We start from the raw sequence: 16454 nt of genomic DNA on the forward strand, positions 1-16454 counted from the left end.
CTATGCATATCCGCCAGCTATCGTTTAAAAATGGCTGTGCGTTTTTTAATCACAAAATAAAGGGCAATCACGACAATAGCCAGTATCATAATCGGTGTTGTATAAGTGCCCGCAATGTTCTCAACATCATCCCACTGGCTTCCGAGCTGAATGCCTAAATAAACAAACAGGATAGACCACGGAATGATCGCGAGTACAGTCAGGACCACAAATTTGGAAAACGGCATTTTGGCAATGCCTGCGGGGATGGATATCGCATGTCTGACAACCGGTATAAAACGTGCCGAGAAGACAACCCCCGTGCCGTACTTTTGAAACCAGTTTTCTGACATATCAATATGATGCTTTTTAATCAATAAGTACTTCCCGTATTTGTCCAAAAACGGTCTGCCGCCATAGCGACCGATCCAATAAATAAAGATCTGGGCAATGGTGCCTCCGATAACACCCGCAATAATGGCGCCAATAAATCCAATCGTGCCTTCCGATACCATATAGCCGCCGTAGGCCAATACAATTTCACTCGGTATGATTTCGATCATCAAACCAATTGCAATGCCCGCATATCCCATATTCGTCAGCCAAGTTAAAATTTCGCTTATCAAACTGCCCACATTCTTCACAACCTGTCCTTATCTTTTTCACTATTATATGACTGATTGACGAGCAAGATGGTTACAAATTTTTTTATCGCAGCACTTCTTTTGTTTCCCGTTTGAGCACTTCTTCTAAATAAGCTAAAAGCTGAGATCTCATTTCAGGACGCATTAAGCCGATTTCGGTGCTTGCTTTAAAACAGCCCAATTTATCACCAATGTCATATCGTTTTCCTTCCAGCAGCCGGGCATGGATCGGCTGCTGACGGCAAACCTCACGAAGCGCATCTGTAAGCTGAATTTCGTTGCCCGCGCCTCTGCCAATGGACTTTAAAACGGGGAAGATCGAAGAATTCAGCACATAACGTCCCATCACGGCGATTTCCGAAGGCGCTTCCTCAGGAGAAGGCTTTTCCACTAAATCTTTTACCTCATACACATGCCCTTGAGATCCTGATGTATTGATAATACCATATTTGCTGACATCCTCAGGGAGAACTGACTGTACACCGACAACCTCTGTGCCATAAGCATCGTATACATCCATTAATTGCCGAAGAGCCGGTGTTTCAGACACCATAATATCATCGCCTAATAGGACGGCAAAAGACTCATCTCCGATAAAATGCTCCGCACACAGCACCGCATGACCTAATCCGAGCGGTTCTTTCTGGCGGATGTAATGAATGTTGGCCAAATCGGCAATCTGCTGCATTTCCTTAAGCGTCTCCGTCTTGCCTTTTTCCCGCAGATTGAATTCCAATTCCGCCGATCGGTCAAAATGGTCTTCAATTGAGCGTTTGTTTCTCCCTGTAATAATCAGTATATCTTCAATTCCTGACTCTACGGCTTCTTCTACAATGTATTGAATTGCTGGTTTGTCGACAATCGGGAGCATTTCTTTCGGCTGCGCCTTTGTCGCCGGCAGAAATCTCGTTCCTAAACCCGCAGCGGGAATGACCGCTTTTCTCACTTTTTTTCTCATTCATCTTCACTCCTGATCCTGTATGTTTTTCAGCGAATCTCCAAATACCCAGATTCGGTTTCCGATAAAATTCATCATCATTCCGCCGATAGTGGCGGCGAGCTTACTCACCAAAAGCGAACAGCCGACTTTTTGAAACAAATAAAGCAGCAAAAAGGTAATCCCCGACGCGGCAATATTAATCATGAGAAAGCGCACGATCTCTTTCCCCCCAGCCTTACGTTTTACACGAAACGTCCAACTCCGGTTCCACACATAGCTGTTGATGATGCCTGCCGAATAGGAGCAGATCTGCGCCGGCAGATAAGGGACATGACAAGCGGTGAGAAGAAAGAAGACACCAAAATCTATCAGCGTATTGCCTACGCCCACAGTGCAAAAACGGCCTAATGTTTTTATTTTTTCTTTCAGCATAACGGCACCCGGTTTTGACCTCCCTTCATAGAAAGATGCGGATGGCTGTCATATTTGTTGATATGAATTACTTTAGCGGACAGTGTTGAATAAACAATTACTAAAATATGAACAAAACATGAAAAAGTAATGAGGCCTAGCAGATTCATTAAGTTAACATTTTGCTAGGAACTTTAATATTCTGTATAAGTGTTAATAAACATTTTAGTTAGCATCATTTTTCAAGATGAGAAAGGAGGGGAATGTGATGCAGGAAGAAACATACGAGAGCTTCCCAGGACGCCCCCACAAAGAGGAAAACACATTTCCGGCGGAGAACGGCTCATCACTTACAGCGGTTTACAGGAAGGGGTGAATGGCTTATTACATAGTGGCTTCTCGCATTCAAGAGGGCAGTTTCAGCTTAAAAGCGCTAATGAACCGATCAAAACGATCCGCACTTTACCCGATTGCCGTACATCAAACAGCTATGGCAGAGAAAGGACACGCAACCGCCCGGAAGCTTCTGCAAAATGGGATCCACAATCAGCTGAAGGACATTCGCGCCGTATGAACGCGTTCTTGAGGACGTCATCTTCCTGGTCGTTCCCCAAAAACGGCTGCTGTCAGGGAAGGAGAAAGAGATCGCTGCTTGACCAGCGACAAAGCAAAAGGCGCCAAAGGTCAGGCCGTAGTCATGGACGGCGGGAATACCGCTCAATAGTTCTTATGCTCTTGAAAACTTTGTTCACAAAGGATGACAAAATATGACGGGTTTCGAAAGGAGGAGTGCTGAATGATAACGAAATGTCTTACAAAGAAGAGAACAATGGAAACAGGAATCAGCAGAAGAAGCAGCCAAAATTCAATAGACTGAGAAGTTCCGCACGCAACATCTATAATCAAGCGCGATCAATTTACAATCCTTCACAGATATACAAATTAACTTTTACAATAAAAAGAATATATGTAATTTCTGACACAATTATGTCAATAGCCCTAAAACAATGAACAGCGAGGGCGCGGTCTAAGTGAAGAAGAGTCGGTAACAGACTTCCATCCCGGCTCTTATCATCTCTCTTTAAGACTGATTTTTCAGTGTCAGCTCTATCTTTATATTTCATGAATAAATGTATCCAGGACCTTTGTAAAATCGAACAATAACTCCTCCAAAAGTATTCTATACACATTTATTATAATCATGCTAGGATGTTAGATATAGGGATATTTTGTATAATATTGTATCTCTATTCAATGTGATCGGAGGGAGCTCATGAACAGTCTTGTCTTTTTATTTCCTGGACAAGGTTCCCAATTTATAGGGATGGGTAAACGTTTTTGGAATGATTTTGCGCTTGCGAAAAGATTATTTGAAGAGGCAAGCGATGCCATCTCCATGGATGTCAAAAAACTGTGCTTTGACGCAGATATGAACGAATTGACAAGGACAATGAATGCACAGCCTGCCATTTTAACGGTTAGTGTCATTGCCTATCAAGTGTATATGCAGGAAATAGGGGTTAAACCGCACTTTCTGGCAGGTCATAGCTTGGGAGAATATTCAGCGCTTGTCTGTGCAGGCGCCCTTTCTTTTCAGGATGCCGTTAAGCTTGTCAGGCAACGAGGGGTTCTCATGCAAGATGCGGATCCTCAGCAGCTGGGAACGATGGCCGCCATCACTCAGATCCATATCCAACCATTGCAAGAGCTGTGTGCGGGAATTTCGACGGCAGACCGCCCGGTAGGCGTGGCTTGCATGAATTCGGATCAACAGAATGTCATCTCCGGACATCGGCAAGCTGTGGAATTTGTCATTAAGAAAGCGGAGGAAATGGGGGCTAAGCACACTTATTTGAACGTCAGCGCTCCTTTTCATAGTTCGATGATGCGATCAGCGGCCGAACAATTCCAGGCTGCATTAAACCAGTATACCTTCCAGGATGCTGCATGGCCGATCATTTCGAATGTCACAGCGGTTCCGTACCATAATGGACATTTGGTCAGGGAACATTTGCGTCAGCACATGACGATGCCGGTAAGATGGGCAGAATCGATGCATTACTTACTTTTGCACGGAGTCACGGAAGTCATCGAAATGGGTCCCAAGAACGTCTTGGTCAGTCTATTGAAAAAAACAACGAGTCATATTGCAGCTTACTCTTTAGGTCAAACAACTGACCTTCATTTACTGTCCAATTCGGTGGAAAGGAATAAACATGTTGTCCATTTACGCAAGAAACAACTGCATAAGATGATGATTCAATCCATCATTGCGCGAAATTATAACAAAGATGCATCAGCTTATTCCAATCTGGCGCCACCATTATTTGCGCAATTACAACCGCTCAAAGAAAAAATGGAAAGAAATGAAAATGAACTTTCAGAAGAAGAACTCGAGCATTCGCTCCATTTATGTCAATTAATTTTCGAGGCTAAACAGCTTCCGACTTGGGAACAATTGCGGATCTTAAAATAAAGCTGCCCTGGAGGGGATCTGACCTATGTTTACCAATCAATTTAAAACTTTAGTCGATGTCATTCGGGAAAGAAGCAATCAAACGGATCACGGGATCCGTTTTATCGAATCCGATAAAACCGAGAAGTTTATATCTTATCGCCAATTGTTTGAAGAGGCACAAGGATTTCTCGGTTACTTACAACATATCGGCATTCAACCGAGACAAGAAATTGTGTTTCAAATCCAAGACAACAAATCATTTGTCGTCGCTTTTTGGGCTTGTTTATTAGGAGGAATGATCCCGGTACCGGTCAGTATCGGAGAAGATGATGACCATAAGCTAAAGGTATGGCGCATTTGGAATATATTAAACAATCCGTTTCTGATTGCCTCTGAAAAGGCATTGGAAAAAATAAAAAAGTACGCTGCAGAACACGATATTCAGGATTTCCATCATCAATTAAGCGAGAAATCCGACATCATTCAAGACCGAATCTACAATCAGCCCGCTTCATTATATGAACCTGATGCGGATGAACTGGCCTTTATTCAATTTTCTTCCGGATCGACAGGGGACCCGAAAGGGGTCATGTTAACCCATCATAACTTAATCCATAATACGTGCGCCATTCAGAGTGTTCTGGCTCTTGACTCGAAAGATGTTTTTTTATCTTGGATGCCTTTAACCCATGATATGGGGCTTATTGCTTTCCATCTTACTCCCGTCTTGGTCGGAATCAATCAACATTTAATGCCGACAGAATTATTTATCCGCAGACCCATTCTTTGGATGAAAAAGGCCCATGAACATAAAGCCAGCATTCTATCCTCTCCTAATTTTGGATATAATTACTTCCTTAAATTTCTGAAAGACAAAAGTTTCGACTGGGATTTATCCCATATAAGGGTTATCGCAAACGGAGCAGAACCTATATTGCCAGAACTATGTGACGAATTTTTGAGTAGATGTGCAGTGTTCAATATGAATAGATCTGCCATTTTGAATGTTTACGGTTTAGCGGAAGCTTCCGTTGGCGCAGCGTGCTCTAAAATTGGAGAAGAATTTGTCCCTGTCTATTTGCATCGCGATCATTTAAATCTGGGTGAAAGAGCAGTTGAAGTAAGCAAAGAGGATCAAAATTGCGCTTCTTTTGTCGAGGTGGGACAGCCTATTGATTACTGTCAAATTCGAATCTGCGATGAAGCAAACGAGAGATTGGAAGACGGATTTATCGGGCATATCCAGATCAAGGGGGAAAATGTGACCCAAGGGTATTATAACAACCCCGAAAGTACGAACAGAACGCTGACCCCCGATGGATGGGTGAAAACGGGAGACCTCGGATTCATTAGTGAAAATGGTAACTTAGTTGTAACCGGAAGGGAAAAAGACATTATTTTTGTGAACGGAAAAAATGTGTATCCTCATGATATTGAACGAGTCGCCATGGAAATGGAGGGGGTTGATTTAGGAAGAGTTGCAGCCTGCGGTATATATGATCAAGAGACACGAAGCTGTGAAATCGTGCTGTTTGTCGTTTTCAAAAAATCTCCAGACCAGTTTGCACCACTTGTCAAAGACATTAAAAAGCATTTGTACCAACGAGGTGGATGGAGTATTAAAGAAGTCCTTCCGATCCGAAAGCTGCCAAAAACGACAAGCGGAAAGGTTAAACGATATGAATTGGCTGAGCAGTATGAGTCAGGGACATTTTCGATAGAGTCAGCCAAAATCAAGGAATGTCTGGAGAGTAATCCGAAGGAACCGGTTCAGACTCCCATTCATGAGATAGAAACGGAATTGCTGTCTATCTTTTCCGAAGTGCTGGCCGGGAAAAAGATTCACCTAAACGATCGTTATTTTGACATAGGCGCAACTTCAATACAGTTATCACAAATTGCCGAACGCATAGAACAAATGTTTGGTCGCGAGCTTGCAGTTGACGATCTCTTTACATATCCTTCTATCGCAGATTTAGCGGCATTTCTTGCTGAAAGCCATGCTGAAATCAAGCAAGCCGATGCAGAGAAACCAAGCCATTTTTCGTCGAAAGACATCGCCATTATCGGGATGTCGCTCAATGTTCCAGGCGCAGCGGATAAGAGTGATTTTTGGCATCTGCTTGAAAGAGGAGAGCATGGCATTCGACAATTTCCTGCACCAAGAGTCAAAGATGCGATGGATTATTTACGGTCCATTCGAAGCGATTTCAATGAAAGTCAGTTTATTAAGGGCGGCTATTTAGATGAAATCGACCGATTTGATTATTCGTTCTTTGGTCTAGCTCCCAAAACCGCGCAGTTCATGGACCCCAATCAAAGGCTGTTTTTGCAATCCGCATGGCATGCGATTGAAGATGCAGGCTATGCCGGCGACACCATTAGCGGGCGTCAGGTCGGGGTTTATGCAGGATACTCGAAGGTGGGCTACGATTACGAACGTCTCCTCTCTGCGAATTATCCGGAGGAACTTCATCATTATATTGCGGGCAATCTTCCTTCCGTGTTAGCAAGTCGAATCGCTTACTTTTTAAATTTAAAAGGACCGGCGGTTACCGTGGATACGGCTTGCTCTTCATCACTTGTTGCTGTTCATATGGCATGCAAATCTTTGCTTACAGGCGATTGTGAAATGGCGCTCGCCGGAGGTATTCGAACATCGCTATTGCCGCTGCGTATCGGACTCGATATGGAATCTTCAGACGGGTTCACCAAAACGTTCAGCGAAGATTCGGACGGCACAGGCGCTGGCGAAGGCGTGGCGGCAGTCCTGTTGAAACCTTTGCAGGCTGCGATTCGCGACGGAGACCATATTTATGGCGTGATCAAGGGAAGCGCGATGAATCAAGACGGGACAACCGTTGGAATCACCGCACCGAATCCGGTAGCTCAGACCGAGGTCATTGAGACAGCCTGGAAAGACGCGGGCATTGCTCCTGAATCGCTGTCTTTCATCGAAGCGCATGGCACCGGTACCAAGCTAGGTGATCCGGTTGAATTTAACGGGCTTTGTAAAGCGTTTGAGAAGTATACGGAAAAGAAACAATTTTGTGCGATTGGCTCCGTTAAAGCGAACATCGGACATTTGTTTGAAGCGGCAGGCATCGTTGGACTGATAAAATCTGTCCTCATGTTGAATCACAAAAAAATCCCGCCATTAGCGCACTTTAATAAACCGAATCCGTTAATGCATTTTCAATCTTCCCCATTTTATGTGAATCAAGAAGTTATGGATTTCACAGCTGATGACCGACCGATGCGATGTGGAATCAGCTCGTTCGGTTTTAGCGGAACGAATGCGCATATGGTTCTGGAGGAATATACTCCTGAAGGTGAGTATGCACCGGCGGCAGGGAATGAGCCGTACCTATTTGTTTTATCCGCCCATACTGAAACCGCACTTTACGAACTGGCTCATCGGTATCAGCAATATATCTCTGATGACAGTCAAGCTTCACTGAAGTCCATTTGCTATACGGCCAGTACAGGAAGGGCTCATTTAGATCATTGTATAGCCATGATTGTATCCAGTAAGCAAGAATTAATGGATAAGCTGACCTGCTTGATTCAAGGTGAAAAAGATCTTCACCAAGTATACTTTGGTGACAAGAACATGAAGGAAATGCTGCCTGCCGACAAAGCCCATCTGAATAAACAAGTCTCTCATCTGATGCAGCATCGTCCCTACACAAAGGATGAACGAATCAAATGGTTGAATCGTGTGGCTGAATTATTTGTGCAAAGAGCAGTGATTGATTGGCGTGCGTTATATTCCAATGAAGTTGTACAAAAAACGCCATTGCCATTGTATCCGTTTGAACGGAATCGATGTTGGGTTAAAGCTGACCATTTGCACGCTAAGGAAAGCAAAGAGGGAGGGGAAGCAGCATTGGATATGAATCATACGAAGGCGCACATTGAATCTTTCTTGAAGACTGTGATTAGCAATGTTTCGGGAATCAAAGCAAATGAGATCGATTTGAATGCCCATTTTATTGGGTTCGGAATGGATTCCATCATGCTGACCCAGGTCAAAAAAGCCATCGCAGATGAATTTGATGTGGACATCCCCATGGAACGATTTTTTGATACGATGAACAACATTCAAAGTGTCGTAGATTACTTGGCAGACGCTGCTCCATCGTCTGCATCAACTCCGCCTCATGAAAATGTTACGACGCAAGAAGAGCTTGTTACATCAGAAACACAGTCCGAATCGGAAAATCATCAAGAGCATATGTTGGAGAAAATTATTGCTTCTCAAAATCAATTAATCAAGCACACCTTACAAGCTCAATTGAATAGCTTTAATTCGTTGAAAAACAACCGTCATCATTCTGCAGTGGAAGAATACGCTATGCAGCAAGAAAAATCGATCCCTTCTTCCAAACAAGGGCCTCCGGCTGTCTCAGCAGAAAAGAAATTGACTCAAGAAGCGAAGCCTTATATTCCTTTTCAGTCTCAACGCTTGCATGAGCAGGGCAACTATACTGCACAGCAAAAACAATATTTAGAAGCTTTTATCGAGAAATACGTAGACAAAACGAAAGGTTCCAAGCAATACACGGACGAAACCCGATTTGCTCATGCAAATAACCGCAACTTGTCCAGTTTCCGTTCATATTGGAAAGAAATGGTTTATCCGATCGTCGCCGAACGTTCGAATGGTTCCAGGATGTGGGATGTTGATGGAAACGAATATATCGATATCACTATGGGCTTCGGGGTCAACCTTTTTGGACATCATCCGTCCTTTATTACGCAAGTCCTCCTTGATTCAACGCATTCGGCATTGCCGCCGCTTGGTCCGATGTCGAATGTCGCCGGAGAAGTTGCAGAGCGAATCCGCTCATCTACAGGGGTAGAAAGGGTCGCTTTCTATAATTCCGGAACAGAGGCGGTCATGGTTGCCCTCCGTTTGGCGAGGGCGGCAACAGGCAGAAAGAAAGTTGTGGTGTTCTCGGGGTCTTATCACGGTACGTTTGACGGCGTATTAGGGGCAGCCAATACGAAAGGCGGGGCTGCGCCTGCCAATCCGCTGGCTCCGGGCATACTGCAAAACTTTATGAATGATTTGATTATTTTGCATTACAATCATCCGGATTCATTGGACGTTATTCGCAGCCTTGGAAATGAATTGGCAGCCGTATTGGTGGAACCGGTGCAAAGCCGCAGGCCGGATTTGCAACCGGAATTATTTTTGAAAGAACTGCGGGCGATCACGCAACAATCCGGGACAGCCCTGATTATGGATGAAATTATTACGGGCTTTCGGATCGGACTCGGCGGCGCGCAGGAATGGTTCGGCATTCAAGCCGATTTGGTAACCTACGGGAAAATCATCGGCGGCGGGCAACCGTTAGGTATTGTGGCCGGAAAAGCTGAGTTCATGAATGCGATCGATGGCGGAGTCTGGCAGTATGGAGACGACTCCTATCCAACGGACGAGGCGAAACGCACGTTTGTAGCCGGCACTTTCAATACTCATCCGCTTACCATGAGAATGTCATTAGCCGTGCTTCGGCACCTTCAATCCGAAGGAGAACATTTGTATGAGCCGTTAAATCAAAAGACAACCTACTTGGTCGATCAATTGAATCGCTATTTTGAGCAATCGCAAGTGCCGATTCGGATGGTTCAATTCGGCTCCTTATTCCGATTTGTCTCATCGGTTGATAATGATTTGTTCTTTTATCATCTCAATTATAAAGGGGTCTATGTTTGGGAAGGACGCAACTGCTTCCTGTCTACGGCTCATACCTCGGATGATATTGCTTATATCATTCAAGCCGTTCAAGAAACGGTGAAAGATCTTCGCCGAGGCGGATTTATTCCGGAAGGTCCGGATTCCCCTGATGACGGGGGACATAAAGAACCCGAAACGTATGAGCTTTCTCCTGAACAAAAACAATTGGTTATGGTATCCCATTATGGGAATGAAGCTTCTGCGGCTTTGAACCAATCCATTATGCTAAAAGTGAAGGGAGCAGTGCAGCATACGCTGTTAAAACAAGCGGTGCAGCATATTGTCAACCGTCATGACGCTTTACGTACGGTCATACATGTTGATGACGAAGTTCAGCAAGTGCAGGCACTAATGAATGTGGACATTCCTTTCATCGATTTTACCGGTCACCCGGATGAGCATCGAGAAGCGGAAATTCAGAAATGGCTGACAGAAGACGCCAAGCGGCCGTTTCATTTTCACGAACAGAAGCCCTTGTTTAGAGTTCATGTGCTTAAATCGAACCAAGACGAACATCTGATTGTGCTTACATTCCATCATATCATCACCGATGGTTGGTCGATCGCTGTTTTTGTACAAGAGCTGGAGAGCACTTACACCGCAGTTGCACAAGGAAAACCGCTTCCGTCGGATGAGGTTACTCCGTTTCGCCAATATTTAGACTGGCAGCAAGCGCAGATAAAGAACGGTCATTATTCAGAAAGCGTTCGTTATTGGCTGCAGCACCTCTCTGAACCAGTACCGCAGGCATTCTTGCCCAGCATGGCTTCTTCCAGTTATCCGCATGGTTATGAGGGGGACCGGTATACAGTTACACTGGGCCGGCCATTAAGCGAGGCTTTAAAGTCATTAAGCATTCGGATGAAAAACAGCGTATTTGTAACGATGCTGGGCGCATTTCATCTCTTTCTGCATCAGCTTACCAAGCAGTCCGGTCTTGTAGTCGGGATTCCAACCGCAGGTCAATCGCATATGAAACACGATGTGCTGATTGGAAATTGCGTCAATATGGTTCCGGTGAAGAACACAGCTTCTTCAGAAAGCACCTTATCCGGTTACCTGGGCCGTATGAAGGAAACCATGAATCAAGTCATGCGGCATCAAGCCGTTCCGATGACACTGGTGGCCAGACAGCTTCCGCACGATCAAGTGCCGGATATGCGAATTATTTTTAATTTGGACAGACCTTTTCGAAAACTGCATTTCGGAAAGGTCGAGGCTGACCTGATGGCGTACCCTATAAAATGCACTTCATACGATTTATTTCTTAACGTAACGGACTCGGGTCAAGAATATGTTCTTGTTTTCGATTTTAATACGAACGTCATCAGTCCGGAGATCATGGAAAAGTGGGGAGCGGGCTTTGCGAAATTGCTGCAAAAAATGGTTGAGGGGGACTCTGTCCCTCTCGATTCTTTGACGATGTTTTCCGATGAAGATCAACAAGCTTTGTGTGAGCTGTATGCCGATCATCAGCTGCGAGTCTCTTCAACATTAAGCAATGCGGCGGATCGTGCTGCCGTCTACGAAGAGCCGGAAAATGAAACGGAACGACAGCTGGCACAGATCTGGGAGGAACATTTAGGCCTTGAGCGGGTGGGCAGATCGGATCACTTCCTGGCTCTGGGAGGAAACTCGCTAAAAGCGACGCTTATGCTTTCCAAAGTTCAGAAAACATTTAATCAAAAAGTTTCCATAGGACAATTTTTCAACCATCAGACGGTTAAGGAGTTGGCGAGTTTCATCCGGAGTGAAAAGAAAGTCTTATCGCCCCCGATGAAGGCTGTTGAGCAGAAAGCCTTTTACCGGACATCGCCAGCGCAACAAAGAGTATATTTCCTGCATCAAATGGAACCGAATCAAGTGTCGCAAAATATGTTTGGCCAAATATCGATTAGGGGGCAGTACGATGAGCAAGCCTTGATCGCATCCCTACAACAAGTCATGCAGCGCCATGAAGCTTTTCGCACTTCTTTTCAAATCATAGATGGCGAAATTGTGCAGCAGATTGCAAGCGGGCTTGATTTTAACGTTCGTGTCCGTTCGATGGATCGGAACGAATTTGAAGCCTATGCAGATCAGTTTGTAAAACCTTTCCGCCTTGAACGAGCTCCTTTGGTTCGCGCGGAGCTGATCAAGATCGATAGCGAGCAGGCGGAGCTGCTCATCGATATGCATCATATCATTTCGGACGGTTATTCCACCACCATACTTACAAATGAATTATTCGCTTTATATCATGGTAAGCCATTGCCGGAAATTGAATTTGAATATAAAGATTTCGTAGAATGGCAAAACGAGTGGTTGAATGGAGGGACCATGGAGCAGCAGGAGAAATACTGGCTGGAGCAATTCAAGGAAGAAGTCCCCCTCACCCAACTGCCGACAGACGGTTCAAGCGTGATGGAATGGTCTTTTGAAGGGCAGCGTGTGACATGCTCCTTGCAGTCAAGTTTAATCCGTTCGCTTCAAGAAATGTCGCAAAAGGCGGGCACGACTCTGTATATGCTGCTTTTGGCTGCATACAAAGTGCTGCTTCACAAATATACGGGCCAAGAAGATATCGTCGTAGGCACGCCTGTTTCCGGAAGAAATCATCCGAATATTGAAAGCATGATCGGTCTTTTCATTCAAACCATTGGGATTCGTACCAAACCACACGCTAATAAAAGGTTTACGGATTACTTGGAAGAAGTCAAGCGGCAGACGCTTGAGGCTTTCGAAAACCAGGACTATCCATTTGACTGGTTGGTGGAGAAATTAAATGTACACCGGGAAACAACAGGAAAGTCGCTGTTTAACACGATGTTTGTGTTTCAAAATATTGAATTTCATGAAATCCAGCAAAACGGATGTACGTTCAGGGTGAAAGAACGAAATCCCGGAGTCTCTTTATATGATTTGATGCTAACGATCGAAGATGCCGGGCAACAGTTGGAGATGCATTTCGATTATAATCCAAAGCTGTTTGAACAAGAAACCATTGAACAGATAGCAGGGCACTATACCCGCATTTTGGATAGCCTTGTCAAGGAGCCGGAGAAATCCTTGTCTTCCGTTCCTATGCTATCTGACACCGAACGGCATCAACTGCTGATGGAGTTTAATGACACGAAGACGCCGTTTCCGCACGATGAAACAGTCTGTCAATGGTTTGAAAAGCAAGCCAAACAGCGGCCTGATCATGAAGCCGTTATATTTGGCAATGAGCGGTACACGTACAGGCAGCTCAATGAACGGGCAAACCAATTGGCGCGAACATTAAGAACCAAGGGCGTACAAGCGGATCAGTTCGTTGCCATCATCTGCCCGCATCGAATCGAGCTGATTGTTGGAATTTTGGCTGTTCTAAAAGCCGGCGGCGCATACGTGCCCATTGATCCGGAATATCCGGAGGATCGGATACAATATATGCTGAAAGATTCAGAGGCGGAGATTGTTTTGACACAGCTCCATCTACATAAACAATTAACGCCTAACGGTGACATTGTGCTTTTGGATGAGGAAAGCTCTTATCATGAGGATCGCTCGAATCTTGAATCGATCAGCGATGCGCATGATTTGGCCTATATGATCTATACGTCGGGTTCCACGGGGAATCCGAAAGGCGTACTCATTGAGCACCGAGGATTAGCCAATTATATTTGGTGGGCGAAAGAGGTTTATGTAAAGGGCGAGAAAACCAACTTCCCCTTGTATTCGTCCGTCTCTTTCGATTTAACGGTGACTTCGATTTTCACACCGTTGGTCACGGGAAATACCGTCATTGTCTATGATGGAGAAGACAAAAGCGCGGTGCTTTCAACGATTATGCAGGACCCAAGAATAGATATGATCAAACTGACCCCGGCTCATTTGCATGTACTCAAAGAAATGAATATAGCCGATGGAACGACAATTCGGAAAATGATCGTAGGCGGAGAAAATTTAAGCACCCAGCTAGCGCAAAGTGTCAGCGAGCAGTTTAAAGGCCAACTGGACATATTCAATGAATACGGACCGACGGAAGCGGTCGTCGGTTGTATGATTTATCGATACGACGCTAAACGGGATAGCCGAGAATTCGTACCAATAGGCACTGCGGCCGCCAATACGAATATTTATGTGGCGGATGCCAGCAGGAACCTGGTGCCGATCGGGGTACCTGGTGAAATGTATATCAGTGGAGCCGGTGTTGCCAGAGGATATTGGAAGCGTCCGGATTTAACAGCAGAGAAGTTCGTTGATAACCCGTTTGCCCCGGGAACGAAGATGTACAAGACAGGCGACTTGGCTAAACGCTTGCGGGATGGAAATCTTGTCTATTTGAGCCGAATCGATGAGCAAGTCAAAATCAGAGGACATCGAATCGAACTTGGTGAAATCGAAGCTGCGATGCATAAAGTGGAAGCAGTGCAAAAGGCCGCAGTTGTCGCCAGAGAAGAAGAGGACGGCTTAACACAATTGTGTGCGTATTATGTGAGCGATCAACCTATAACAATTGCGCAGCTTAGAGAACAATTGTCACTGGAGCTGCCAGACTACATGGTTCCATCCTATTTTGTCCAACTGGAGCATATGCCGTTAACGTCCAACGGGAAAATAAATCGTAAAGCACTGCCTGCGCTAGAGACAAGTTTGCAACAGATAGCCGAGTATGTCCCGCCAGGCAATGAGGTTGAATCAAGGCTAACAGCCATATGGCAAGAGTTGCTCGGCATAAGCCATGTGGGGATCAAACATCATTTCTTTGACCTTGGAGGAAATTCCATTCGAGCGACGGCCTTAGCTGCCAGAATCCACAAAGAGCTGGATGTGAATCTGTCTCTCAAAGAAATATTTAAGTTTCCTACCATTGAACAGTTAGCAAACATGGTGTTACGCATGGAAAAACATCGATATGCACCGATTCCGGTTGCAAAGGAAATGCCCTATTATCCAGTTTCTTCGGCTCAGAGACGGATGTATCTGTTAAGCCATGCAGAAGGCGGCGAGCTGACTTACAATATGACGGGTGCCATGATTGTAGAAGGGGCCGTTGATCTGGTCCGATTAAACGCTGCTTTCCAAAAATTAATTGAGCGTCATGAAGCTTTGCGGACCAGCTTTGAACTATACGGCGGCGAACCGGCACAACGTATTCATCCGAGCATCGAATTTTCAATAGAACGGATTCAAGCGAGTGAAGAAGAAGTGGAAGATCGTGTGCTTGATTTTATCAAAGCGTTTGATTTAACCAAGCCGCCGTTGATGCGAGTCGAACTGATTGAAATTGAACCTGTAAAACATGTGCTGCTGGTCGATATGCATCACATCATTTCCGATGGCGTGTCTATGAACATTCTGATGAAAGATTTAAGTCGATTCTATGAGGGGAATGAACCGGAGCCGCTTTCCATTCAATATAAAGATTATGCGGTTTGGCAGCAAACGGAAGTTCAGAGGCGGAACATCAAGAACCAGGAAGCGTATTGGCTGAATCAGTTTCATGATGACATTCCTGCACTTGATATGCCTACGGATTACGAAAGACCTGCCATACGCAATTACGAAGGCGAATCGTTTGAATTTCTTATACCGACACAATTGAAACAGCGCTTAAGTCAGATGGAAGAAAGTACAGGAGCAACACTGTATATGATTTTATTGGCAGCCTATACGATTCTTCTATCTAAGTACAGCGGACAAGAGGATATTGTCGTAGGGACGCCAACCGCCGGCAGAACTCATATGGATGTAGAGCCTGTTGTAGGAATGTTCGTTAATACTTTAGTCATTCGCAATCACCCGGCAGGCCGTAAAACATTCGATGCTTACTTAAACGAAGTAAAGGAAAACATGCTAAATGCTTATCAAAATCAAGACTATCCATTGGAAGAATTGATCCAACATTTACATCTTCCAAAAGATTCAAGCCGCAATCCTTTGTTCGATACGATGTTTGTGCTGCAAAATCTCGATCAAGCTGAATTGAAACTGGATTCCCTTCGATTCACACCATATAAGCTTCATCATCCGGTTGCCAAATTCGATCTGACCTTGTCGATCCAGGCGGATCAAGACAAACATCACGGTCTGTTCGAATACTCGAAGAAACTATTTAAGAAAAGCAGAATCGAGGCTTTATCAAACGATTATTTACACATTTTATCCGTGATTAGTCAACATCCAACCATTCAAATCGAACATATCGAATTGAGCGGCAGCAATCCGGAAGAAGACAACACGATCCATTCTATTGAATTGAACTTTTAGGAAGCAAGGGGAAAGCATACATTATTTTCTTTAAACTATACA

4 protein-coding genes and 3 pseudogenes are annotated in these 16454 nt (G+C 44.7%); 4 read left to right on the forward strand and 3 right to left on the reverse strand.

Going from position 1 to position 16454, the window contains the following annotated elements; genetic code table 11:
* Window positions 1-17: 17 nt before the first annotated feature.
* The 3 genes and pseudogenes from uptA to ACY3LV_RS17125 form a co-directional block, all read right to left on the reverse strand.
* Window positions 18-614 (reverse strand): undecaprenyl phosphate transporter UptA, encoded by a 597-nt coding sequence (gene uptA, locus ACY3LV_RS17115; RefSeq protein ID WP_148961693.1) that lies wholly within the window; start codon window positions 612-614, stop codon window positions 18-20.
* A gap of 73 nt (window positions 615-687) precedes the next feature.
* Window positions 688-1581: a UTP--glucose-1-phosphate uridylyltransferase GalU gene (gene galU, locus ACY3LV_RS17120; protein ID WP_333560349.1), complete on the reverse strand. Its 894-nt coding sequence runs from the start codon at window positions 1579-1581 to the stop codon at window positions 688-690.
* Between the two features lie 6 nt (window positions 1582-1587).
* Window positions 1588-2047 (reverse strand): annotated as a pseudogene (locus ACY3LV_RS17125) (GtrA family protein).
* Window positions 2048-2256: 209 nt separating this feature from the next.
* Here ACY3LV_RS17125 and ACY3LV_RS17130 point away from each other — a divergent pair.
* The 4 genes and pseudogenes from ACY3LV_RS17130 to ACY3LV_RS17145 form a co-directional block, all read left to right on the forward strand.
* Window positions 2257-2506, forward strand: a pseudogene (locus ACY3LV_RS17130) (6-carboxyhexanoate--CoA ligase); the annotation flags it as partial.
* A 34-nt stretch (window positions 2507-2540) separates the two neighbouring features.
* Window positions 2541-2698, forward strand: a pseudogene (locus ACY3LV_RS17135) (3-hydroxybutyrate dehydrogenase); the annotation flags it as partial.
* Between the two features lie 549 nt (window positions 2699-3247).
* Window positions 3248-4450: an ACP S-malonyltransferase gene (gene fabD, locus ACY3LV_RS17140; protein ID WP_464864213.1), complete on the forward strand. Its 1203-nt coding sequence runs from the start codon at window positions 3248-3250 to the stop codon at window positions 4448-4450.
* A 25-nt stretch (window positions 4451-4475) separates the two neighbouring features.
* Entirely contained in the window at window positions 4476-16412 is an 11937-nt protein-coding gene (locus ACY3LV_RS17145; protein ID WP_464864214.1) for a non-ribosomal peptide synthetase/type I polyketide synthase, read from the forward strand.
* The last annotated feature ends 42 nt before the right edge of the window (window positions 16413-16454 follow it).

This window comes from Bacillus sp. 11C (genome assembly GCF_055486375.1).

Coding starts and splice junctions, on each gene's coding strand:
- galU (WP_333560349.1), bottom strand. CDS start 1,581: ATGAGAAAAAAAGTGAGAAAAGCGGTCATTCCCGCTGCGGGTTTAGGA.
- fabD (WP_464864213.1), top strand. CDS start 3,248: ATGAACAGTCTTGTCTTTTTATTTCCTGGACAAGGTTCCCAATTTATA.
- ACY3LV_RS17145 (WP_464864214.1), top strand. CDS start 4,476: ATGTTTACCAATCAATTTAAAACTTTAGTCGATGTCATTCGGGAAAGA.